The organism is Janibacter endophyticus (assembly GCF_016888335.1).
GTDB classification, from domain to species: domain Bacteria; phylum Actinomycetota; class Actinomycetes; order Actinomycetales; family Dermatophilaceae; genus Marihabitans; species Marihabitans endophyticum.
The window spans coordinates 2,720,617-2,742,454 of the sequence record NZ_JAFEJG010000004.1; the positions used below are offsets into that span (position 1 = coordinate 2,720,617).

Annotated in this window: 21 protein-coding genes; 7 read left to right on the forward strand and 14 right to left on the reverse strand. The window is 72.3% G+C overall.

Translation table 11 applies throughout. The features are described 5' to 3' along the window. Positions 1-49 precede the first annotated feature (49 nt). From JNO54_RS13020 to JNO54_RS13030, 3 genes are all read right to left on the reverse strand, one after another. Complete coding sequence (locus JNO54_RS13020) at positions 50-1,894, reverse strand: FAD-binding protein (RefSeq protein ID WP_204144276.1); 1,845 nt, start codon at positions 1,892-1,894, stop codon at positions 50-52. After that, complete coding sequence (locus JNO54_RS13025; RefSeq protein WP_204144277.1) at positions 1,891-3,483, reverse strand: succinic semialdehyde dehydrogenase; 1,593 nt, start codon at positions 3,481-3,483, stop codon at positions 1,891-1,893. Before JNO54_RS13025 ends, JNO54_RS13020 begins: the two co-directional genes overlap by 4 nt. A 125-nt stretch (positions 3,484-3,608) precedes the next feature. Next, a complete protein-coding gene (locus JNO54_RS13030; RefSeq protein ID WP_204144278.1) occupies positions 3,609-4,730 on the reverse strand; it encodes a GuaB3 family IMP dehydrogenase-related protein in 1,122 nt (373 codons plus the stop codon). A gap of 142 nt (positions 4,731-4,872) precedes the next feature. Here JNO54_RS13030 and JNO54_RS13035 point away from each other — a divergent pair, with 142 nt between their 5' ends. Then, positions 4,873-5,163: an antitoxin gene (locus JNO54_RS13035; protein WP_204144279.1), complete on the forward strand. Its 291-nt coding sequence runs from the start codon at positions 4,873-4,875 to the stop codon at positions 5,161-5,163. Positions 5,164-5,174: 11 nt separating this feature from the next. Here JNO54_RS13035 and JNO54_RS13040 read toward each other — a convergent pair whose 3' ends face one another. Beyond that, a complete protein-coding gene (locus JNO54_RS13040; protein ID WP_204144280.1) occupies positions 5,175-6,200 on the reverse strand; it encodes a dipeptidase in 1,026 nt (341 codons plus the stop codon). Between the two features lie 25 nt (positions 6,201-6,225). Here JNO54_RS13040 and JNO54_RS13045 point away from each other — a divergent pair, with 25 nt between their 5' ends. After that, on the forward strand, positions 6,226-7,281 hold the full coding sequence (locus tag JNO54_RS13045; protein ID WP_204144281.1) for a P1 family peptidase: 1,056 nt from the start codon (positions 6,226-6,228) through the stop codon (positions 7,279-7,281). Between the two features lie 91 nt (positions 7,282-7,372). On the opposite strand, the gene guaB is transcribed toward JNO54_RS13045, so the two are convergent. Beyond that, positions 7,373-8,914: an IMP dehydrogenase gene (gene guaB / locus JNO54_RS13050; RefSeq protein ID WP_204144282.1), complete on the reverse strand. Its 1,542-nt coding sequence runs from the start codon at positions 8,912-8,914 to the stop codon at positions 7,373-7,375. A 289-nt stretch (positions 8,915-9,203) separates the two neighbouring features. On the opposite strand from guaB, the gene JNO54_RS13055 reads away from it, so the two are divergent. Both JNO54_RS13055 and JNO54_RS13060 read left to right on the forward strand, forming a co-directional pair. Continuing rightward, a complete protein-coding gene (locus tag JNO54_RS13055; protein ID WP_204144283.1) occupies positions 9,204-9,494 on the forward strand; it encodes a WhiB family transcriptional regulator in 291 nt (96 codons plus the stop codon). 22 nt (positions 9,495-9,516) lie between these two features. Next, positions 9,517-9,762, forward strand: coding sequence for an RNA-binding S4 domain-containing protein (locus JNO54_RS13060; RefSeq protein WP_204144284.1), 246 nt, complete (start codon positions 9,517-9,519; stop codon positions 9,760-9,762). A gap of 27 nt (positions 9,763-9,789) precedes the next feature. On the opposite strand, the gene JNO54_RS13065 is transcribed toward JNO54_RS13060, so the two are convergent. Further along, entirely contained in the window at positions 9,790-10,482 is a 693-nt protein-coding gene (locus tag JNO54_RS13065; protein ID WP_204144285.1) for an aspartate/glutamate racemase family protein, read from the reverse strand. A gap of 87 nt (positions 10,483-10,569) precedes the next feature. Here JNO54_RS13065 and serA point away from each other — a divergent pair, with 87 nt between their 5' ends. Beyond that, complete coding sequence (gene serA / locus JNO54_RS13070) at positions 10,570-11,772, forward strand: phosphoglycerate dehydrogenase (RefSeq protein ID WP_204144286.1); 1,203 nt, start codon at positions 10,570-10,572, stop codon at positions 11,770-11,772. Between the two features lie 161 nt (positions 11,773-11,933). Here serA and groL read toward each other — a convergent pair whose 3' ends face one another. Both groL and groES read right to left on the reverse strand, forming a co-directional pair. Then, a complete protein-coding gene (groL, locus tag JNO54_RS13075; RefSeq protein WP_204144287.1) occupies positions 11,934-13,544 on the reverse strand; it encodes a chaperonin GroEL in 1,611 nt (536 codons plus the stop codon). A 98-nt stretch (positions 13,545-13,642) separates the two neighbouring features. After that, positions 13,643-13,939 carry a co-chaperone GroES gene (gene groES, locus JNO54_RS13080; RefSeq protein ID WP_204144288.1) on the reverse strand — a complete coding sequence of 99 codons (297 nt, stop codon included), beginning with the start codon at positions 13,937-13,939 and terminating at the stop codon, positions 13,643-13,645. A 219-nt stretch (positions 13,940-14,158) separates the two neighbouring features. Here groES and JNO54_RS13085 point away from each other — a divergent pair, with 219 nt between their 5' ends. Both JNO54_RS13085 and JNO54_RS13090 read left to right on the forward strand, forming a co-directional pair. Then, positions 14,159-15,400 carry a class I SAM-dependent methyltransferase gene (locus JNO54_RS13085; protein ID WP_204144289.1) on the forward strand — a complete coding sequence of 414 codons (1,242 nt, stop codon included), beginning with the start codon at positions 14,159-14,161 and terminating at the stop codon, positions 15,398-15,400. Positions 15,401-15,410: 10 nt separating this feature from the next. Continuing rightward, complete coding sequence (locus JNO54_RS13090) at positions 15,411-16,619, forward strand: glycoside hydrolase family 3 N-terminal domain-containing protein (protein ID WP_307818216.1); 1,209 nt, start codon at positions 15,411-15,413, stop codon at positions 16,617-16,619. 12 nt (positions 16,620-16,631) lie between these two features. Here the strand turns inward: JNO54_RS13090 and tsaD are convergent, their stop codons facing one another. The 6 genes from tsaD to alr all read right to left on the reverse strand — a co-directional run bounded on the left by tsaD (position 16,632) and on the right by alr (position 21,816). Then, positions 16,632-17,726, reverse strand: coding sequence for a tRNA (adenosine(37)-N6)-threonylcarbamoyltransferase complex transferase subunit TsaD (gene tsaD, locus JNO54_RS13095; protein ID WP_204144290.1), 1,095 nt, complete (start codon positions 17,724-17,726; stop codon positions 16,632-16,634). Continuing rightward, positions 17,726-18,178, reverse strand: coding sequence for a ribosomal protein S18-alanine N-acetyltransferase (gene rimI / locus JNO54_RS13100; protein ID WP_204144291.1), 453 nt, complete (start codon positions 18,176-18,178; stop codon positions 17,726-17,728). Before rimI ends, tsaD begins: the two co-directional genes overlap by 1 nt. Before the next feature lie 77 nt (positions 18,179-18,255). After that, on the reverse strand, positions 18,256-19,020 hold the full coding sequence (gene tsaB, locus JNO54_RS13105) for a tRNA (adenosine(37)-N6)-threonylcarbamoyltransferase complex dimerization subunit type 1 TsaB (protein WP_307818217.1): 765 nt from the start codon (positions 19,018-19,020) through the stop codon (positions 18,256-18,258). After that, positions 19,020-19,490, reverse strand: coding sequence for a tRNA (adenosine(37)-N6)-threonylcarbamoyltransferase complex ATPase subunit type 1 TsaE (tsaE, locus tag JNO54_RS13110; protein WP_204144732.1), 471 nt, complete (start codon positions 19,488-19,490; stop codon positions 19,020-19,022). The genes tsaB and tsaE overlap by 1 nt, the downstream gene beginning before the upstream one ends. A 2-nt stretch (positions 19,491-19,492) precedes the next feature. Then, on the reverse strand, positions 19,493-20,626 hold the full coding sequence (locus tag JNO54_RS13115; protein ID WP_204144292.1) for an alpha/beta fold hydrolase: 1,134 nt from the start codon (positions 20,624-20,626) through the stop codon (positions 19,493-19,495). After that, entirely contained in the window at positions 20,626-21,816 is a 1,191-nt protein-coding gene (gene alr, locus JNO54_RS13120) for an alanine racemase (RefSeq protein WP_204144293.1), read from the reverse strand. The genes JNO54_RS13115 and alr overlap by 1 nt, the downstream gene beginning before the upstream one ends. Positions 21,817-21,838 lie beyond the last annotated feature (22 nt).

Here is a 21,838-nt window from a genome sequence, read left to right on the forward strand (position 1 = left end):
AGGGTGGGGCACCCTCCGCAAACCGCAGAGGACGAGCGAAGGGAGTCCGTCAGGTGGTCGCCCGACGCCAGCTCTCGTCCGGGCCGACGAGGTCGACCTCCTCCGGCGGCGGAGCGACGCTGGGCATCCCGAGGTCGACCTGGCGCGACGCCTCGTGGGTGAAGGCCCGCACCGCGGGGGTGCGCGCCGGGACCGGGTCGAGCCGTGCGTACGCCTCGCCCTGCGCGGGTCGCTGGTCGGCCTCGCCCTTGTTGGGCCACAGCGAGAAGGCCCGCTCGGCCTGCGCGGTGATCGTCAGCGAGGGGTTGACCCCGAGGTTGGCGCTCACGGCGGTGCCGTCGACGACGCTGATCCCGGGGTAGCCCCAGAGTCGCTGGTAGGGGTCGATGACGCCGGCCTCCGGGGAGTCACCGATCGGCGCACCACCGAGGAAGTGCGCCGTCATCGGGATGTCGAAGGCCTCGCCCCACGTGCCGCCGGGGTAGAAGGGGATGCCGATCCGCTCGGTGAGCCGGGCCGCGAGCGCGCGGATCCCGTCGTGACCGACCTTGATGTACGTCGGGTTGGGCTCGCCGTGCCCCTGCCTGGAGGTCAGGCGACGACGCCCGGCGACCGTCGTCAGCGAGGTCGTCAGCGAGTTGTCGAGCGACTGCATGACGAGCCCGATGACGGTGCTGTCGGCGAAGTGGACGCCCGGCGGGAACCACGCCTTGAGCGCTCGCGGGTGTCGTGGCAGGTCGGCGAGGAGCTTGAGCACGCGCGGTGCACGACCCGTGCGCGGCGGCGCCAGCAGGGTCGTGAGCATGCCCATGGCGTCGGAGCCCTTGCCGTACCGGACGTTCTCGATGTGGGTGCTCGCGTCCGGGTAGAAGGAGGAGGTGATGGCCACCCCCTTCGTGAGGTCGGCCTCGCCCGACGGCGGGCTGGCGGCGAGCGCGCCGACGAGGGCCTCGGAGTTCGTCCGGGTGAGCTCGCCCATCCGCCCGCTCATGCGCGGGAGCTCGCCGTCGGCCTTCATCTCGTGGAGCAGGTGCTGGGTGCCCCAGGTGCCGGCGGCGAGGACGACGTGCCGGGCGGTGATCACACGCGCGCTGCGGTCGCCCCGGTCGTCGGTCGCCTCGTGGCGGACGCGGTAGACGGGCGCGTCCTCGGTGCCCGGGACGATGCCGAGCCGGGTCGCCGTGCGCATCGGACGCACCTCGGCACCGAGCCGCTCGGCCAGACCGAGGTAGTTCTTCACGAGCGTGTTCTTGGCACCCACGCGGCAGCCGACCATGCAGTTGCCGCACTCGGTGCAGGTCGTGCGCTCCGGCCCGGCTCCCCCGAAGTACGGGTCGGGCACGGTGCGGCCCTGCTCCTGCGGCGCGTTGCCCTCGCCGAAGAGGATGCCCACCGGCGTCTTGCGGAAGGTGTCGGCGACGCCCATGTCCGCGGCGGTGTCGCGCATCGCCTGCTCGACCGGGCCCTCGCACGGGTTGGTCACGACGCCGAGCATCGACTGGCCCATGGCGTAGTGCGGCCCCAGCTCGTCCTGCCAGTCGGTGATGTGACCCCACTGCCGGTCCCGGAAGAAGTGCTCCGGCGGGACGTAGAGGGTGCACGCGTAGTTGAGCGATCCGCCACCGACGCCGGCGCCGGCGAGGATCATCGCGTCCTTGAGCAGGTGGATCCGCTGCACGCCGTAGCAGCCGAGCTTGGGAGCCCACAAGAAGTTCTTGAGGTCCCAGCTCGTCTGCGCGAAGTCCTCGTCACGGAAACGACGCCCGGCCTCGAGCACGACGACGGAGTAGCCCTTCTCCGCGAGCCGCAGGGCCGCGACGGACCCGCCGAAGCCGGACCCGACGACGACGACGTCGGTGTCGACGGTCGCGTCGGTCCGCCCCTGCGTGGTCATGAGAGGCCCGCGGCCTTCATGAGCCGCACCCCGAGGGTCATGACCTTCGCGTAGCGCTCGTCGGACAGGCCCATCGACGGCGCGATCGGCATGAGGTGCTGGACGGTGACGTTCTGGCTCTCGGTGTACTTGAGGATGCCCTCGGCGCCGTGGCGTCTGCCCACCCCGGAGTCCTTCATGCCCCCCATCGGGGCACCCATGGACCCCCAGGCGGCGGCGTAGGCCTCGTTGACGTTGACCGTGCCCGTCTTGATCCGGGCCGCGATCCGGCGTCCGCGGGCGGTGTCCTTGGTCCAGACCGAGGAGTTGAGGCCGTACTCGGTGTCGTTGGCGAGCGCGACAGCCGCGTCGTCGCCGGCGACCCGGTAGATGGAGACGACCGGGCCGAAGGTCTCCTCGTCGCGACAGAGCATCGCCGAGGTGACCCCGGTGAGGACGGTCGGCTCGTAGACGAAGGGGCCGAGGTCGGGTCGTGCGTTGCCGCCGGTCAGCAGGGTGGCGCCCTTGGCGACGGCGTCCGCGACGTGCCGGGTCACGGTGTCGAGCTGGTCCTGGGAGACGAGGCTGCCCATGTCGTACCCGTACTCGAGGGCGGTCCCGAGGCGCAGGGCCTTGACCCGCTCGACGAAGGCGGGGACGAAGCGGTCGTAGATGCCCTCGTGGACGAGGAGCCGCTCGGTCGAGATGCACAGCTGGCCGGCGGAGGCGAAGCACGAGCGGACGGCGCCGTCGACGGCGCGGCCGAGGTCTGCGTCGTCGGCGACGTAGACGGAGTTCTTGCCCCCGAGCTCGAGGCTGTAGCCGACGAGCCGCTTCGAGGCGGACTCGGCGACGCTGCGGCCGGTGGGGGTCGAGCCGGTGAAGCAGACGTAGTCGCCGCCGTCGACGACCGCCTGACCGGTGCTGCGGCCGGGGCCGAGCACGACCTGGAAGACGCCCTCGGGCAGGCCGGCCTCGTGGAGCAGCTCGATCCCGGCGAGGGCGCTCAGCGAGCCCTGCTGGTCGGGGCGCAGGACGACGGCGTTGCCGGCGAGGAGCGCGGGGATGGCGTCGGTGATCGCCAGGCTCAGCGGGTAGTTCCACGGCGAGACGATGCCGACGACGCCCTTGGGGTGACGCAGCATCCGGGCCTGGGAGAGCACCGGCACGGCGCCGAGGTGCTTGGTGGTGCGCAGGTAGCCCTCCGCCTTGGCCGCGTAGTGACGCGAGGCGATGGCGCAGTCGAGGACCTCCTCGAAGGCGTGCAGCCGGGCCTTGCCGGCCTCGATCTGGACGAGGTCGAGCAGCTCGACCTGGTGCTCGAGGACGAGGTCGTGGAAGCGGCGGAAGATCCGGCGCCGCTGCTCGTGCGAGGTCGCTGCCCACCGGGGCTGGGCCGCGCGGGCCGAGGCGAAGGCGCGCTGCACGTCGGCCTCGGTCGAGACCGGCAGGGACGCGATGGGGGCACCGGTCATCGGCGACGTGCGGGTGAACGTCTCCGCCCTGGGCGAGGCCACGACGCGGGCGGCGAGCTGGCGGGCCCGCTTCGGGTCGACGACATAGGTCGCGGTCGGGTCGAGCTCAGGATCGGCGATGATCTCGGACGTCATTACCCCACGGTAAGCCTGCGGCTCCTACGGCACCAGGGTATGCCCTTCGCTGAGACGTACGTCCCTTTGCGTCCGGCACGTCGCCCCGCTGGGGGCAACCTGCCGACGTCCCGCGCGAAGGCCGCTCAGCTGGGCCGGTGGGGGGAGACGACGACGTCGATGCGCTGGAGCTCCTTGACGTCGGTGTAGCCCGTCGTCGCCATGGCCCGGCGCAGCGCGCCCATGAGGTTGGTCGTGCCGTCGGGCTGGCGGCTGGGGCCGAAGAGGACCTCCTCGAGGCTGGCGACGGAGCCGACCTCGACGCGAGCACCGCGCGGCAGCTCGCCGTGGTGGGCCTCGGCACCCCAGTGGTAGCCCCGGCCGGGGGCGTCGGTCGCCCGCGCGAGCGCCGCACCGAGCATGACCGCGTCCGCGCCGACGGCGACCGCCTTGACGATGTCGCCGCTCGTGCCGAGCCCGCCGTCGGCGATGACGTGCACGTAGCGCCCGCCGGACTCGTCGAGGTAGTCACGCCGGGCGGCGGCGACGTCGGCGATGGCGCTGGCCATGGGCGCGTGGATGCCGAGCGTCTGCCGGGTCGTGTGCGCGGCCCCGCCGCCGAAGCCGACGAGCACGCCCGCCGCGCCCGTGCGCATGAGGTGCAGCGCCGCGGTGTAGCTCGCCGCGCCGCCGACGATGACGGGGACGTCGAGCTCGTAGATGAAGCGCTTGAGGTTGAGCGGCTCCGCCCGGCTGCTCACGTGCTCGGCCGAGACGGTCGTACCGCGGATGACGAAGAGGTCCACGCCGGCGTCGACGACGGTCTTCCAGTGCTGCTGGGTGCGCTGCGGGCTGAGCGCGCCGGCGACGGTGACCCCGGCGGCGCGGATCTCGCGGAGCCGCTCGGTGATGAGCTCGGGGACGATCTCGGCGGAGTAGATCTCCTGCATCCGGGTCGTCGCGACGGCCGGGTCGAGGGTCGCGATCTCCGCGAGGACCGGCTCGGGGTCCTCGTAGCGGGTCCACACGCCCTCGAGGTCGAGCACCGGCAGGCCGCCGTGCTGGCCGAAGGCGATCGCGGTCCTGGGCGACATCACCGAGTCCATCGGGGCGGCGATGACCGGCATGTCGAAGTGGTAGGCGTCGATCTGCCAGTCGAGCGAGACCTCTTCGGGGTCACGCGTGCGCCGCGACGGGGTCACCGCGATGTCGTCGAAGGAGTAGGCCCGACGGCCCCGCTTGCCACGCCCGATCTCGATCTCGTTCACCGTCCCAGCCTACGGGGCGGCGCCGCGGCGACCGTCGTGGGCCACGAAGGGGGATCCGCTGATCTCGTCGGGTCGTCCGGGATCAAACCGGGGGCCGGACGTGTTGTGCTGGACGCAGCACGTCGACAGCAAGGAGAGCACGATGGCAAAGTTTGGGAAGATCACGGTCCTCGCGACCGCCGCGGAGGCGGCCCGTCAGTGGGCGAAGAACAACCCGGACAAGGCCCAGGCCTACATCGACAAGGCCGGGGCTGTCGTCGACCGGCAGACCAAGGGCAAGTACTCGACGAAGATCACCAAGGCCTCGACGAAGGCCAAGGAGGCCGTGGCCAAGGGCTCCTCGGGTGGCGGCAGCTCCGTCCCGCCGCCCGCCCCGCAGGGGGGCAGCGGCGGAGGCAGTGCCGCGCCCCCGCCGCCTCCGCCCGCCGGCTGACCCCCGCTGGGTCAGGCCTCGGTGTCGCGGAGCACGCGCAGGATGTTGCCGTGCGCCAGCGCCTCGAGGTCGGCCCGCGACCAGCCCTGCTCGGCGAGCGCGGCGAGCAGCACCGGGTAGGTCGCGACGTCCTCGAGCCCGACGGGGGTCTCGTCGACGCCGTCGTAGTCCGCGCCGATGCCGACGTGCTCTATGCCCACGACCTCGCGCAGGTGCGTGAGGTGGGCGACGACGTCGGCGACCGTCGCGACCGGGTCGGGCACGATGTCGGTGCGGCCGAGGACCTCGTCGGCGCGGGCCTGGTTGACGAACTTCGGCACGACGTTGGCCATGACCACTCCCCCGTTGCCGGGGATGCGGGTGAGCACGTCGTCGGGCACGTTGCGCGGGTGGTCGGTGACCGCCCGCGCGCCGGAGTGGCTGAAGACGACGGGCCGTGAGGTCGTATCGAGCGCCTGGTGCATCGTCTCGGCGCTCACGTGGCTCAGGTCGACCATCATCCCGAGCGCGTTCATCCGCCGCACGACCTCGCGGCCGAAGTCGGTCAGCCCGCCGTGCACCCGCTCGTCGGTCGCCGAGTCGGCCCACGGCGTGTTGTCGTTGTGCGTCAGGGTCAGGTAGCGCGCGCCCCGCGCGGCGAAGGCCTCGAGGTGCTCGAGGCTCTCGTCGATCGAGTGTCCGCCCTCCATGCCGATGAGCGCCGCGTGGCGCCCGTCCGCCCAGGCCGCCTCGACGTCGGCTGCCGTGCGCGCCAGCACCATCTCGTCGTAGCGGGCGCACATCGCCTCGACGAAGTCGATCTGCTCGTGCGTCGCGGCCACCGCGGCCTCGCCCTGGAGCTCGCATGGCACCCAGACCGACCACAGCTGAGCTGCGAGGCCGCCCGCACGCATCCGCGGCAGGTCGGTGTGCAGCGCGGGCTGGTGCTCGGAGATGTCACAACGGTCGAGGTCGTGGCCGGCGAGCTCGCGGTGGTGCCACGGCAGGTCGTTGTGGCCATCGAGGACGCGGATCCCGGTGGTGTCGGTGCTCGGCATCCCGGCAGTCAAGCATGCTGGGGACATGGACCTCGCACCCCCGGGACCGCTCGACGCCATCACCGACCTGCCCGGCCTCCGGGTCGGCCACGCGACCCGCGACGAACCGGGCTGGCTCACCGGGACGACGGTCGTCGTGCCCCCGGTCGGGACGGTCGGCGGCGTCGACGTGCGCGGCGGCGGTCCGGGGACCCGGGAGACCGACCTCCTCGACCCCCGTCACGCGGTCGACGCGGTGGACGCGGTCGTGCTGAGCGGCGGCAGCGCCTTCGGTCTTGCCTCGGCCGAAGGCGCGATGGCCGCCCTCGCGGACGACGGCCGGGGCTGGCCGGCCGGCCCGGAGGAGGGTCAGGTCGTGCCGATCGTCCCGGCCGCGATCGTCTTCGACCTCGGGCGCGGTGGCGCCTGGCGGCACCACCCGGGGGCGCACGACGGCCGGGCGGCCTACCTCGCCGCCTCCGACGGTCCGGTGGACGAAGGGGGTGTCGGCGCCGGCACGGGTGCCCGCGCCGGGGGGCTCAAGGGTGGCGTCGGCACGGCGAGCGCGGTCCTGCCGGACGGCACGACGGTCGGAGCGCTCGTCGTCGTCAACGCAGTCGGCTCACCCCTGGCCGCGGACGGGACCCTCCTCGCCGCTCCCCTGCTCACCGACGAGGAGCGGGCCACCCTCCCTGCGCCGGACCCTGGCCGGGTCGCGGCGTACTGGGACGAGCGGGCCGCCGAGACCGCGGCGCTCCGCGCGGGGACGGCCACGACGATCGGGGTTGTCGCCACCGACGCGACCCTCGCCAAGGCGGGGTGCGGGATGCTCGCCCGGGTCGCCCACGACGGGCTGGCCCGCGCGCTCTCCCCCGTGCACACCGCCTTCGACGGGGACACGATCTTCGCCCTGGCCACGGGCAGCCGCCCGGCACCCGACCCCTTCGTCCTGGTGGCCCTGCAGACCGAGGCGGCCCGCTGCATCAGCCGAGCGATCGCCCACGCGATCCTCGCGGCGCAGTCCGTCGACCGCACCGCGGACGGCGGCGCCCACCTCCTGAGCTACCGCGATGCGATCACCGCGGACCTCCCCCACCCCTGACCTCGCACGAGCCAAGGCTCCTGTCCGAAATTTCGGGTAGGAGCCTTGGCTCGTGCGAAAAAGAGGGAGAGGGTGCGGGTCGGCCGGGAGCTCAGCCGCCGACGGAGTAGTTCGGCGCCTCGACGATGCCCTGGAGGTTGTGCGGGTGGCTCTCCTTGAGCGAGGCCGAGGTGATCCGCACGAAGCGGCCCTTCTCCTGGAGCTCGGGGATCGTCCGCGCGCCGACGTAGAACATCGACTGCCGCAGGCCGCCCATCATCTGGTGCGTCACGGCCGAGAGCGCGCCGCGGTAGGCGACCCGGCCCTCGACACCCTCGGGGACGATCTGGTCGTCGCTCTCGACCTCGGCCTGGAAGTAGCGGTCCTTGGAGTACGACTTCTTGCCGCGGCTGCTCATCGCGCCGAGCGAGCCCATGCCGCGGTAGGCCTTGAACTGCTTGCCGTTGACGAAGATCAGCTCGCCCGGGCTCTCCTCGCAGCCGGCGAGCAGCGAGCCGACCATGACGGCCTCCGCGCCGGCGACGATCGCCTTGGCGATCTCGCCGCTGTGCTGCATGCCGCCGTCGGCGATGACCGGGACACCAGCGGGCCGGCAGGCCAGCGACGCGTCGTAGACCGCGGTGACCTGGGGGGCGCCGACGCCGGTGACGATGCGGGTGGTGCAGATCGAGCCCGGCCCGACACCGACCTTGACCGCGTCCACGCCCGCGTCGACGAAGGCCTGTGCGCCTTCCGTCGTCGCGACGTTGCCGCCGATGACCTGGACGTGCTTGGTCGCCGGGTCGCTCTTGAGGCGCTGCACCATCTCGAGGAGCATCCGGACGTGCCCGTGCGCGGTGTCGGCGACGAGCACGTCGACCCCCGCGTCGATGAGCGTCGTCGCGCGCTCCCACGCGTCGCCGTAGTAGCCGATGGCGGCGCCGACGAGGAGGCGCCCCTGGCCGTCCTTGCTCGCGTTGGGAAACTGCTCGCTCTTGACGAAGTCCTTGACCGTGATGAGACCGGCGAGGTGGCCGCCCTCGTCGACGATCGGGAGCCGCTCGCGCTTGTGCTGCCGCAGCAGGGTGGTCGCGTCCTCGCGGCTGATGCCGACGGGCGCCGTGATGAGCGGCATCGGCGTCATGACGTCGCGGACGAGGGTCGTCGTCCACTCGGCGACCGGGGTGAAACGCAGGTCACGGTTGGTGATGATGCCGATGAGCACGTTGTCCGGGTCGACGACCGGCAGGCCGGAGACGCGGTACTCGCCGCAGAGGTTGTCGAGATCCTCGAGGGTCGCGTCGGGGCCGATGGTGATCGGGTTGGTCACCATGCCGGTCTGGGTCCGCTTCACGAGGTCGACCTGGTACGCCTGGTCCTGGATCGAGAGGTTGCGGTGCAGCACACCGATGCCGCCCTGGCGGGCCATCGCGATCGCCATCCGCGACTCCGTCACCGTGTCCATCGCGGCGGAGACGAGGGGCGTGCGCAGCGTGATCTCACGGGTCAGCCGGGTCGTCGTGTCGAGATCGTTCGGCGCGAGCTCGCTGTAGCCGGGCAGGAGCAGGACGTCGTCGTAGGTCAGACCCACCTTGGCGAAGGGGTCGTGCTCAGGCGTCGAGTCGAGGGGACCGGAGGAGGAACCGAGAGCCATTGACCCATCGTAGGCGTCGTCCGGGGGTGCCCCGGACCACATCTCGACGGTCCGGGCGAAGGGGTGAGGTCGAGTGACCTGGGCCACCCACCCACCGGACGCGGGCCCCCTTCGCAACCCGTCATGACCATCTCTTGACCAAGTCCCGCCGATCTTGGACGAATCCTGACGATCTGGGGGTGTCGACCTGGGCAACCGGTTCGTAGCGTCCTTGCCAACGAGGTCGGCAGCACGGACGAGCAGTCCCCACGGTCGACGAAGAGAACGCATCACGAGGGGGGACGCCGCCATGGCCGACCTGGGACACCTGCCGGGACCTGTCGCCGAGCTCTGGGAGTGGCAGTACGAGGGGCGCTGCCGCTCCACCGACACCGACGCCTTCTACCACCCGGAGGGTGAGCGCGGCGCGGCTCGCCGCCTCCGGGTCGCCGCCGCGAAGGAGATCTGCGGCGCCTGCCCCGTCATCGAGCGGTGCCGTGAGCACGCCCTCGCCACCCGCGAGGCCTTCGGCGTCTGGGGCGGCCTCTCGGAGGACGAGCGCGACACCCTCCTCGCCACCCGCGCCGAGCTCGCCGGCTGACCGACCGCCGTACGCTGGCCCCGTGAGCGAGCCAGGCGAGGTCTACATCAAGGACGAGTCCATCCGGCTCGGGCAGCTGCTCAAGCTCGCCGGGCTCGTCGAGGACGGCGCCATGGCGCGCGAGCTCATCCAGACCGGGCAGGTCACCGTGGACGGCGAGGTCGACACCCGCCGGGGCGGGCAGATCCGCACCGGGCAGGTCGTGGCCCTGCAGGGTCAGGAGATCGTCGTCATCCAGGGCGAGCCGGAGATCGACGTCCCCTGGTGACCCACCCTGCCCGGGCAGCTGTGCGGGTCAGTCGCTGAGCATCCAGTCGAGGCAGCCCTCGACGTGCAGCACGGTCGTGTCGTGCATCGGCACCGGGCAGTCGTCGGCCTCGAGCAGCAGGCCGAGCTCGGTCCCGGCGAGCACGACACCCTCGGCGCCGCGATCGACGAGCCCCTGCATCACCTGGCGAAAACGCTTGCGCGACGCGTCGTTGATGACCCCGTGGACGAGCTCGTCGTAGATCATCGCGTCGATCTCCGGGCGCTCCTCCTCGGTGGGGAGGATGACCTCGAGACCGCGCTCGCGCAGCGGGCCGGTGTAGAAGTCGGCGTTCATCGTCGTCGCCGTCGCGAGCAGGCCCACGGTCCGCTGGCGCGCCTGCTCGACGTGCTCGGCGGCGACCTTGGCGATGTGCAGGAAGGGGATGTCGACGCTTGCGGCGACCTCGTCGGCGACGGCGTGCATCGTGTTGGCGGCGATGATGAAGCAGTCGGCGCCGCCGGCCTCGAGCGAGCGGGCCGCCGCGGTGAGCTGCTCGGCCATCGATGCCCAGTCCCCAGCGTTCTCCGCCGCCGTCACCGGCTCGAAGTCGACGCTGTGCAGCAGGACCCGCGCGGAGTGCAGGCCGCCCAGGCGCGACTCCACCCCGTCGTTGAGGAGCCGGTAGTACTCGGCCGTCGCCGACCAGCCCATGCCACCGATGACACCCAGGAGCTTCATGGCGGCAACCCTAGTGCGCCATGGACGCCGGTGTCCGCCAGGTGTACACCTCGACGGCGATCCCGAGCGGGGACCTAGGCTCAGAGCGTGAAGGCCCTGCTGCTCGAGAACATCCATGCGTGCGCCGCCGAGGCGCTGACCCAGGCCGGCTTCGAGGTCGAGACCCGCTCCGGCGCGCTCGACGAGAGCGAGCTGATCGACGCCCTCGAGGGCGTCGACCTCCTCGGCATCCGCTCCAAGACGACCGTGACGGCCGAGGCGCTCCGGGCTCGGCCCGAGCTCAAGGCCATCGGCGCCTTCTGCATCGGCACCAACCAGATCGACCTCAACGCGGCTGCTCAGGCCGGCACCGTGGTCTTCAACGCGCCCTTCTCCAACACCCGCTCGGTCGTCGAGCTCGCCATGGCCGAGATCATCGCGATGGCCCGTCACCTCACCGACAAGAACGCCGCGCTCCACGCGGGCGTCTGGGACAAGTCGGCGAAGGGGGCGCACGAGGTCCGCGGGCGGACCCTCGGCATCGTCGGGTACGGCAACATCGGCAGCCAGCTCTCGGTCATCGCCGAGGCCTTCGGCATGCACGTCTACTACTACGACGTCGAGGACAAGCTGCCGCTCGGCAACGCCCGCCGCTGCGAGTCGCTCGACGAGCTCCTCCGCTCCTGCGAGACGATCACGCTCCACGTCGACGGCCGAGCAGGCAACGCCGGGGTCTTCGGGGCCGAGCAGTTCGCCCAGATGCGCCCGCGCAGCCTCTTCCTCAACCTCTCCCGCGGCTTCGTCGTCGACCTCGAGTCGCTCCGCGATCACCTCGTGAGCGGCCACATCGCGGGCGCCGCCGTCGACGTCTTCCCCGAGGAGCCGAAGTCCGCGGGCGACCCCTTCGTCTCGATCCTCCAGGGGCTGCCCAACGTCATCCTCACCCCGCACGTCGGCGGGTCGACCGAGGAAGCCCAGTACGACATCGGCCGGTACGTCTCCGGCAAGCTCCGCGAGTACGCCCAGACCGGCGCGACGACCATGTCCGTCAACGTCCCTGCCGTGGCGCTCAGCAAGTCCCCCGGCGACACCCGGATCCTGCACCTGCACCGCAACGTCCCCGGCGTCCTCGCCCGGGTAAACACCCTGCTCTCCGAGGGCGGCGCGAACATCGACAGCCAGCACCTCTCGACCAAGGGCGAGCTCGGTTACGCCGTCACCGACCTCAACGGCGCCCTGCCTGGCGGCGTCGAGCAGCGGCTCCGCGAGATGGACGAGACCATCGAGGTCCGGGTCATCGTCGGCGAGTAGCGGGCGGCTCTCTGGGCGCGCACAGATCGCTGTCCTGACGTCGTCGCCGCGAGATATCGATACCGACGAGCTCAGGACCGCGACTCGGGTACACCCGGACCACGAAGGGGGCGCCCCACCGGTTGGTGGGACGCCCCCTTCGAGGTGTGTCAGAGGTGAGGTCAGTGGTGGTGACCGTGGCCCGCCGCGGCGGGCTCCTCGTCCTCCTTCTTCTCCACGACGAGGGTGTCGGTGGTGAGGACCATCGACGCGATCGACGCGGCGTTGACGAGCGCGGAGCGGGTCACCTTGACCGGGTCGATGACGCCGGCGCCGACGAGGTCGCCGTACTCACCGGTGGCGGCGTTGAGGCCGTTGCCGGGGGTGAGCTCTTGGACCTTGGAGACCGCGACGTAACCCTGGATGCCGGCGTTCTCGGCGATCCAGCGGAGCGGCTCGACGGCGGCCTTCTTGACGATCTGCGCACCGGTCGCCTCGTCGCCCTCGAGCGAGAGGTCGTCGATGACGGAGACCGCGTGGGTGAGGGCCGAGCCGCCACCGGCGACGATGCCCTCCTCGATGGCCGCGCGGGTCGCGGAGATCGCGTCCTCGATGCGGTGCTTCTTCTCCTTGAGCTCGACCTCGGTGTGCGCGCCGACCTTGATGACGCAGACGCCGCCGGCGAGCTTGGCGAGGCGCTCCTGGAGCTTCTCGCGGTCCCAGTCCGAGTCGGTCCGCTCGATCTCGGACTTGATCTGCCCGACCCGGCCCTCGACCTCGGAGCTCTCGCCCTGGCCGTCGATGATCGTCGTGCTGTCCTTGGTGATGACGATACGACGGGCCTGGCCGAGGTCCTCGAGACCGGCCTGGTCGAGCTTGAGCCCGACCTCCTCGGCGATGACCTGGCCACCGGTGAGGATCGCCATGTCCTGGAGCATCGCCTTGCGGCGGTCCCCGAAGCCCGGGGCCTTGACGGCCACGACGTTGAAGGTGCCGCGGATCTTGTTGACGACGAGCGTCGAGAGCGCCTCACCGTCGATGTCCTCGGCGATGATGAGCAGCGGCTTGCCCGACTGCACGACCTTCTCGAGCACCGGCAGGATGTCGGCGACCGTGGAGATCTTGCCCTGGTTGATGAGGACGTAGGCGTCCTCGAGGACGGCCTCCATGCGCTCGGCGTCGGAGATGAAGTACGGGCTGATGTAGCCCTTGTCGAACTGCATGCCCTCGGTGAAGTCGAGCACGGTCTCGGCGGTCGAGGACTCCTCGACGGTGATGACGCCGTCCTTGCCGACCTTGTCGAAGGCCTCGGCGATGGTGCCGCCGATGGTCTCGTCCTGCGCGGAGAGCGAGGCAACCTGGGCGATCTCCTCCTTGCCCTGGACCTCACGGGCGACCTCGAGCAGGCGGGCGGAGACGGCCTCCACGGCCTTGTCGATGCCGCGCTTGAGGCCGGACGGGGCGGCGCCCGCGGCGACGTTGCGCAGGCCCTCCTTGACCATGGCCTGGGCGAGGACGGTCGCGGTCGTCGTGCCGTCACCGGCGACGTCGTTGGTCTTGGTCGCGACCTCCTTGGCGAGCTGGGCGCCGAGGTTCTCGTACGGGTCCTCGAGCTCGATCTCGCGGGCGATGGTCACGCCGTCGTTGGTGATCGTTGGGGCGCCCCACGCCTTGTTGATGACGACGTTGCGACCCTTGGGGCCGAGCGTCACCTTGACGGCGTTGGCGAGCTGGTCGACGCCGCGCTGGAGGGCGTCACGGGCGGAGTCGTTGAACTCCAGTTCCTTGGCCATGAGTGTCCTTGATCTCTACAGGTGTGCAGGTGGGTACGGCGTCGCCCCGGGGAGCCCGGGTGGGCCCGCACCCGGGGCGATGCGCGAAGGGGGGATCGTCAGCCGACGATGGCGAGGACGTCACGCGCGGAGAGGATGAGGTACTCCTCGCCGCCGTGCTTGACCTCGGTGCCGCCGTACTTGGAGTAGATGACGCGGTCGCCGACGGAGATGTCCATCGGGACGCGCTCGTCGCCGTCCTCGTTGAAGCGGCCGGGGCCGACAGCGACGACCTCGCCCTCCTGGGGCTTCTCCTTGGCGGTGTCCGGGATGACCAGGCCGGAGGCCGTGGTCTGCTCGGCCTCGAGCGACTTGACGATGATGCGGTCCTCGAGCGGCTTGAGCGAAACCGACACGTTGGCTCCTTCGATTCACGGATGTTCTGGGCAGTCTGCGTGGATCAGGGCGGTTCGCCGTCGCGGGGGTCGAGCTGCTCTGGTCCTGGCACTCACCGGTGGAGAGTGCCAAGCAGAAATCTAGGCCGCCGGTTAGCACTCGGTCAACCTGAGTGCCAGATCCGGCAGGAGCGGGTCCGGGAGACCCCTCCAGGACGAAGGGGTGAGAAGGTGGCCTCCGTGGACATCCAGACCGTCAAGGCCCTCGCCGGGCCCGAGGGGCACGAGCTGCTCAGCGCGCTGCCGCCGTACGACGAGTCCCAGGTCCTCGCCCTCCAGGATCGCCTCCGCAGCGCGGGGTACCCCCCCGAGCTCGTCGCCGCCGCGCTGACCCAGCAGCGCCTGCGCCACCGGGCACGGGCCAAGTTCGGCGAGTTCGCCGACGGCATGCTCTTCACCCCCGACGGGCTCGAGCAGGCCACCCGTCTCGAGGTCGCCGCCGCCCACGCGTCGCGCTACGCCGCGGCGTCGCTGGCCACCGTCCACGACCTCGGCTGCGGCATCGGCGCCGACGCCATGACGATGAGCTCTCTCGGCGTGACCGTGCACGGCGTGGACGTCGACCCGGTGACCGCTGCCGTCGCCGACGCGAACCTGCGCCCCTGGCCCGACAGCCGGGCCCGCCCGGGGAGGGCCGAGGACTTCGAGCCGCCGGCGGACCCCCTTCGCTCCCGGGTGGGGGTCTGGCTCGACCCGGCGCGCCGCACGCCCGGCGTGGCCGACATCAGCGGACGCACCCGACGGGTCTTCCGGCTCGACGAGATCTCGCCGGGCTGGCAGACCGTCCTCGCCATAGCCACCGCCGTCCCGGCGACCGGCGTGAAGATGTCGCCCTCGCTCCCTCACGACGTGCCCCCGCTCGGCACCGAGGCCCAGTGGGTCTCCTACGACGGGACGCTCCTCGAGTGCGCCGTGTGGTGGGGCCCGCTCGTCCGCTCGGCGGGCCGCACCGCCCTCGTCATGCGGCACGACGCCCCGAGCGTGCGGGTCGACCAGACCCAGGCCGACGAGGACCCGCCCTCCCTGTCCTCGCTGGGCGCGCTGGGCTCCCACCTCTATGAAGCGGACCGCGCGATCGTGCGGGCGGGTCTTGTCGGCGCGGTGACCGCGGAGGTCGACGGCGCGGAGGCCGAGCCCGGGCTGGGTCTCGTCTCGAGCGAGCAGGCGATCGAGCTCCCCTTCGCCCGCGGCTATCGCGTGCTCGAAGCGATGCCCTACAACGTCAAGACGCTCCGGGCGTGGCTGCGCGAGCGCGGCATCACCGGGCTGACGATCAAGAAGCGCGGCATGCGGATCGACGACGACCAGCTGCGCCGTTCGCTGAAGATCGGTCGCGGTGCCGGATCGGGCGCCCAGGCGGTCGTCATCCTCACGCGCGTCGCGGGCGATCAGGCCGCGATCCTCGTCGAGCCGCTCACGTAGCCTGGCGCGCGTGACCCGACTGCGAGCCGCCGCCCCAGCCCTGGCCACCCTCGTCGCCCTCGCGGCCTGCTCCGGCCCTCCGTCACCCCAGACCACCTCCGCGGAGGAGACCACGACGTCGACGACGTCCGCGACGCAGTCCTCACCCACCGCCGGGGGGCCCTCCGCCAGCGACTGCGTCACCTCGGCCCGCGACGCGATGACCCGTCAGCAGCACGCCGGCCAGCTCCTCATGGTCGCGCTCACCCCCGACATGGGGCAGGCCGGGCTCGACGCCCAGATCGAGGGCGGCCTGGGCAGCATGCTCTACCTCGGCGGCTGGACCGAGCGTGCCACCGTGGAGGCTGCGAGCCAGCACCTCCAGGACCGGGCGCTCGACCTCGACGGCACGACGGTCGGTCTCCTCGTCGCCGCCGACCAGGAGGGCGGCGAGGTCCAGCAGCTCACCGGGCAGGGTTTCTCCACGATCCCCTCCGGCCGCGACCAGGGCGCGATGAGCCCCGCAGAGCTCGAGCGACAGGCGACCGCCTGGGGCCAGGAGCTCAAGCAGGCCGGCGTCAACGTCAACCTCGCACCGACGACCGACACCGTCCCAGCCGAGATCGGACGCGCCAACGGACCCATCGGCCAGTACGGCCGGGAGTACGGCGCCACACCGGCAGCAGCAGGCCAGGGGGCCGTCGCCTTCGCGAAGGGGATGCACGCCGCCGGCGTCATGCCGACGACCAAGCACTTCCCCGGCATCGGCCGGATCCGGGGCAACACGGACTCGACCGCCGACGGGATCACCGACGACACCGCGACGACGAAGGATCCCCACCTCACCCCCTTCGCTGACGTCATCGAGGCCACGCCGACGATCGTCATGGTCGGCAACGCCCGGTACCCCAAGCTCGATGCGAAGAACCCGGCGCCCTTCTCGGAGGCGATCGTCACCGACCTGCTGCGTGAGCAGATGGGCTTCGACGGGGTCGTCATCACCGACGACGTCGGCGTCGCCAAGGCGGTCGCGGACGTCCCGGTCGGTGAGCGGGCCACCCGCTTCATCGAGGCGGGCGGCGACATCGTGCTCACCGCCGACGCGCGTCAGACGGCGACGATGACCGAGGCGATCGTCGCGCGGGCCGAGTCCGACGAGGAGTTCGCCGATCAGGTCGAGGCGGCGGTGACCCGGGTGCTGACCCTCAAGGAGGAGATGGGTCTGCTCACCTGCGGCTGAGGGCGAAGGGGGTCAGTGCGGGTGGTCGTGGTCGACGTCAACCGGCAGCCCGGACTGCACGTCGGTGACCGGCATCGAGGAGTCCGCGGGGAGGTCGAGCGAGCTCGCGGGCCTGCCCTTGAGCATCATCTGCGCGCCGAGGCTGGCGACCATCGCGCCGTTGTCGGTGCACAGGCCCGGGCGCGGCACACGCAGCTGGATCCCGGCGTCGTCGCACCGCTCCTGCGCCATCGCGCGCAGCCGTGAGTTGGCCGCGACACCACCCCCGATCTGCAGGGCGGCGACGTCGTGCTCGCGGCAGGCGAGGACCGCCTTGCGGGTGAGCACGTCGACGACCGCCTCCTGGAAGGACGCGGCGACATCGGCGACCGGGATTTCGACACCGGCGGCCCGCTGCGTCTCGACCCACCGCGAGACCGCGGTCTTGAGCCCGCTGAAGGAGAAGTCGAAGCGGTGCCGCTCCATGTCCTTGCGCGAGGTCAGACCACGCGGGAAGTCGATGGTGATCTGCCCGTCGCGCGCGGCCCGGTCGATGTGCGGCCCACCGGGGAAGGGCAGCCCGAGCACGCGCGCCACCTTGTCGAAGGCCTCCCCCGCCGCGTCGTCGATCGTCGAGCCGAGGCTGCGGATGTCGTGCGTGACGTCGGGGACGAGGAGCAGCGAGGAGTGCCCGCCGCTCACGAGCATCGCCATCGTCGGCTCCGGCAGCGGCCCGTGCTCGACGATGTCGACGGCGACGTGGCTGGCGAGGTGGTTCACGCCGTAGAGCGGCTTGCCGAGGGCGAGGGCGAGGGCCTTGGCAGAGGCCACCCCGACCATGAGAGCCCCGGCGAGCCCCGGGCCGGACGTGACGGCGATGCCGTCGAGGTCGTCGAGGGCGACCCCGGCCTGGGCGCACGCTCGCTCGATCGTCGGGACCATCGCCTCGAGGTGGGCGCGGCTGGCGACCTCGGGCACGACCCCGCCGAAGCGGGCATGCTCGTCGACCGAGCTCGCGACCGCGTCGACGAGCAGCTCGGTGCCGCGGACGATGCCGACGCCGGTCTCGTCGCAGGAGGTCTCGATGCCCAGGACGAGCGGGGTCGAGGTGGTGGGCGAAGGGGTCATCAGCTCGCCTTCCGAAGGGTCAGCCCGAGGACGAGCGCGTCGACCCCACCCGGGTAGTAGCCCCGGCGGGTCTGCAGGGTGGTGAAGCCACGCGCCGCGTAGAGCGCCCGCGCGGCGTCGTTGTCGGCCCGGACCTCGAGGATGACCCGCTCGGCACCCGCGCCGCGCGCCCGGGTGAGCAGCTCGTCGAGCAGGGCGGCGCCGAGACCCTGGCGACGGCCCCGAGGCGCGACCGCGATCGTCATGACGTCGCTGACGTCGCCGCCGTGGTCGAGCCCGGCGTAGCCGAGGATCCCGCCGTCGTCCTCGACGACGAGGTAGTCACGACGCGGCCGGCCGGCGAGCTCGCCCCACCAGGACTGCTCGGACCACGCGTCGTCGGGGTAGATCTCGCGCTCGAGCGCGGCGAGCGCCGGGATGTCCTGCCAGGTGACCGCCCGCCACGTGGGCACCGGCGCGTCCCCCGACCTCGCACGAGCCAAGGCTCGTGTCGCCTGAGCGACACGAGCCTTGGCTCGTGCGATGGGGGTCACTGGTCCGCTCCGGCGGTCGGGTCTCGTGGGTCGAGCGCGTGCGGGTCGCGGCGAAGGGCCTGCTGGTCCTGGGGCCGGGGCACCAGGGCGGGCTTGGGGGCACCGGGCATCGTCGCGTCGGGGCGGCGGAGGTAGAGCGGCTCCGTCGGCTGCTCCTCGCCGAGGCGGTGGCGCACGAGCGCGACGCCACCGAGCGCGGCGGCGGAGACGTCGAGCGAGCCTGCGGCGTGGGGCAGCGCGTCGGGGTAGAGCACGGTGCCGCGCCCGGCGATGGGCAGGGCGCGCTCGGCCTCGGGCAGCTCGGCGGCCTTGCCGACGGTCGGGCCGCTGAGCCGCCGCCACGGCAGGTGCGTCTCGTCGCCGGACGCCACCGTCTCGTAGACCGAGGTGTAGACCTCCTTGCGGCGCGCGTCGGTCGCGACGAGGAGCGAGCCCTGCCCGCCGGCGAGCACCCACGCGTGGGCGAGCGCGTCGTGCGAGGGCACCCCGAGGACGGGGATCCGGCGGGCGTGCGCGAAGGTCAGCCCGGTGACGATCCCGACCCGCAGCCCGGTGAAGGGGCCGGGCCCGGTCCCGACCGCGACGAGCTCGACGTCGGCGGGCGTCGACCCAGCGTCGTCGAGGACGCGGGCGACGAGCGGGGCGAGCAGCTCGGTGGTCCCCCGGGCGTCGACGACGTGCTGCTCGGCGAGCAGCCCTCCGTCGAGGGAGAGCAGCGCGACCGTCACGGCGGAGGTCGAGGTGTCGAGCGCGAGGAGCATCAGCGGCCCTCCAGGTGGGCGACGAGCTCGTCGACCCGCTCCGCCCAGCGGCCCCGGCCCACGAGGTCGAGCGTGCGGGACTCCGTCGCCGGGTCGGCGGTGAGGGTGAGCTCGAGCCGGTCCGGGCTCAGCTCCTCGACGAGACCGCTCCCCCACTCGACGATCGTCACGCTCTGGGTGAGGTCGGTGTCGAGGTCGAGGTCGTCGAGCTCGGCGCTCCCGCCGAGACGGTAGGCGTCGACGTGGACGAGAGCCGCTCCGCCGACGAGGCTCGGGTGGGCCCGCGCGATGACGAAGGTCGGCGAGGTCACCGGACCACGGATGCCCAGCCCCTCGCCGATGCCCTGGGTCATCGTCGTCTTGCCGGCGCCGAGCCCCCCGGCGAGCACGACGAGGTCGCCCGCGCCGAGCCGCTCCCCGAGCCGACGGCCGACCGCGCGGGTGTCGTCCGCGGTGGCCATCGTCAGCATGGTCACGCCGGCTCCTCCACGGCGTCGCCGGTGTCACGGACCACGGCGTCGGCATCGCTCCCGCGGTCGGCCTTGCGGGTCGCGCCGGAGATCCCGCGCCTGATGAGCTCGAGCACCTCGTCGGCGACGACCTCGGGACGCTCCATCGGCAGGAGGTGACCGGCCCCCGGCACGACGACGTGCGCGCTGTGCGGGACGAGCTCGACGATCTCGTCGCTGTGCGAGGGCGGGGTGAGCTCGTCGCGGCTGCCGCCGATGACGAGCACCTCGGTGCGGGCCAGGCCCGGCAGGGCGTCGCGGACGTCGAGGTCGTCGAGGTGCGGCAGGAACGCGGCGGTCGTGTCGAGCGGCGTGCCGAAGATGACGTCGGAGAAGTGCTCGAGCGTCTCGTCGTCGGCCTTGCGGCCGAACCCGTAGCGCTGGACGGCCGCCTTCTCGGCCTCGCGGCCCACCCGGCGCACGCTCTGCCAGAGGGTCCGTCGTGCGCTGAGCCCGCGCAGCAGGCCGGGCCCGAAGCGGACGACGAAGAGGTCGAGGATCTTGCCGAAGCCGACGCTCACGAGACCCATCCCGCCGGCGCTCGTGGAGACGAGCGCGACCGCCTTGACCCGCTCCCGCACGTAGTCCGGGTAGAGGCCGGTGAGGCTCATGATCGTCATGCCGCCCATCGAGTGACCGACGAGGACGACAGGCCCCTCCGGAGCGAAGGCGTCGAGCACGGCCTTGAGGTCGCGACCGAGCTGCTCGATGGTGCAGTGGTCGTGGTCCCCCACCCCGGAGAGCCCGTGGTTGCGCTGGTCGTAGCAGACGACCCGGTAGCCCTCGAGGATGAGGCGGGCGCGCAGCCGGGCCCATGACGTGAGGTCCAGGGTGAACCCGTGGGCGAGCACGACCGTGGGGCGACCCTTGCGGGTCGACCCCTTGGGCTCGTCGATCTCGACGTGCAGCACGGTGCCGTCGGACGCCACGGCCGCCTCGAGCCGCTCCGCGGTGTGCCCCCACGGGTGGCTGCCGTCGGGGTGGGTGGCATCCGACCGGGCTCCGCGACGGGCCACGGCGACGGCCCCGGCGCCCGCGGCGATCGCACCGGCCCCGAGGGAGGTCCCGACGACGGTCTTGGTGCGACGGGAGGCCATCAGGCGCTCACCCCGTCGTCCGGGCCGACGTAGACGCGCGGGACGCGCGCGCCCAGCCGGGTGACGATCTCGTAGTTGATGGTGCCGGCGGCCTCGGCCCAGTCCTGGGCGGTCGGGTCGCCGTCGACGCCACGACCGAGGATGACGACCTCGTCACCGGCGACCGCGTCGGAGGCCGGCCCGAGGTCGAGGGTGAGCTGGTCCATGCACACCCGTCCCGCGACGTGCAGCGTGCTCGACCCGACCCGCATCGGTCCCGCGTTGCCCGCGTGCCGCGGGATGCCGTCGGAGTAGCCGAGCGGCACGAGCCCGAGACGGGTCGGCTCGGAGGTCGTGTACGCGTGCCCGTACGAGACGCCCTGCCCCGCCGGCGCGTCCTTGACGTTGACGAGCCGCGCGGTCAGGCGCATCGCCTCGCGCAGCCCGAAGTCCTCCGGCCGGCCGAGGTCTGGGACCGGTGAGAGGCCGTAGATCGCCAGCCCGGGGCGGACGAGGTCGAGGGCCGCGGAGGGGTTGGTGAGGGTGGCCGCGGAGTTCGCGAGGTGGCGAAGGGGGATCCGCAGGCCCATCCGCTCGGCCCGGGAGCAGACCTCCATGAAGGTCTCCTGCTGCTGGCGGACCGTCGGGTGGTCGGGCGCGTCGGCCCACGCGAAGTGCGACCAGATCCCCTCGACCTCGACGGCGCCCTCGGCCTCGAGCTCGCCCGCACGGCGCAGCACGGCGTCGAGGTCGTCACCCCACGAGCCGCCGCGGCCCAGGCCGGTGTCGACCTTGATGTGGGTGCGCACGGTCGTGCCGGTCTCGCGGGCGGCGGCACCGATCGCCTCGATCGCCCAGGGGGCTCCGGCAGAGAGGGTGATCTCGGCGCGGGCGGCCTCGGTGAGGTCGTCGCCCGGGGCGAAGAGCCAGGTGAGCAGGGGTGCGGTGACCCCGGCCGCGCGGAGGGTGAGCGCCTCGGCGAGCTGGGCGACGGCGAGGTAGCGGGCTCCCCCGGAGAGCGCCGCACGGGCGGAGGGGACGAGCCCGTGGCCGTAGGCGTCGGCCTTGACGACCGCGATGACGCCGGCGTCCCCGGCCCTGCGGTCGAGCTCGGCGACGTTGTCACGGATCGCAGCGAGGTCGATGGTGGCGCGGCTCGTCCCGAGGTAGGGCTGGGTGGTGCGCGCGGGGGGCTCAGGGGGCGACGTCATGGTCTCCCCATCCTAGGTCGGC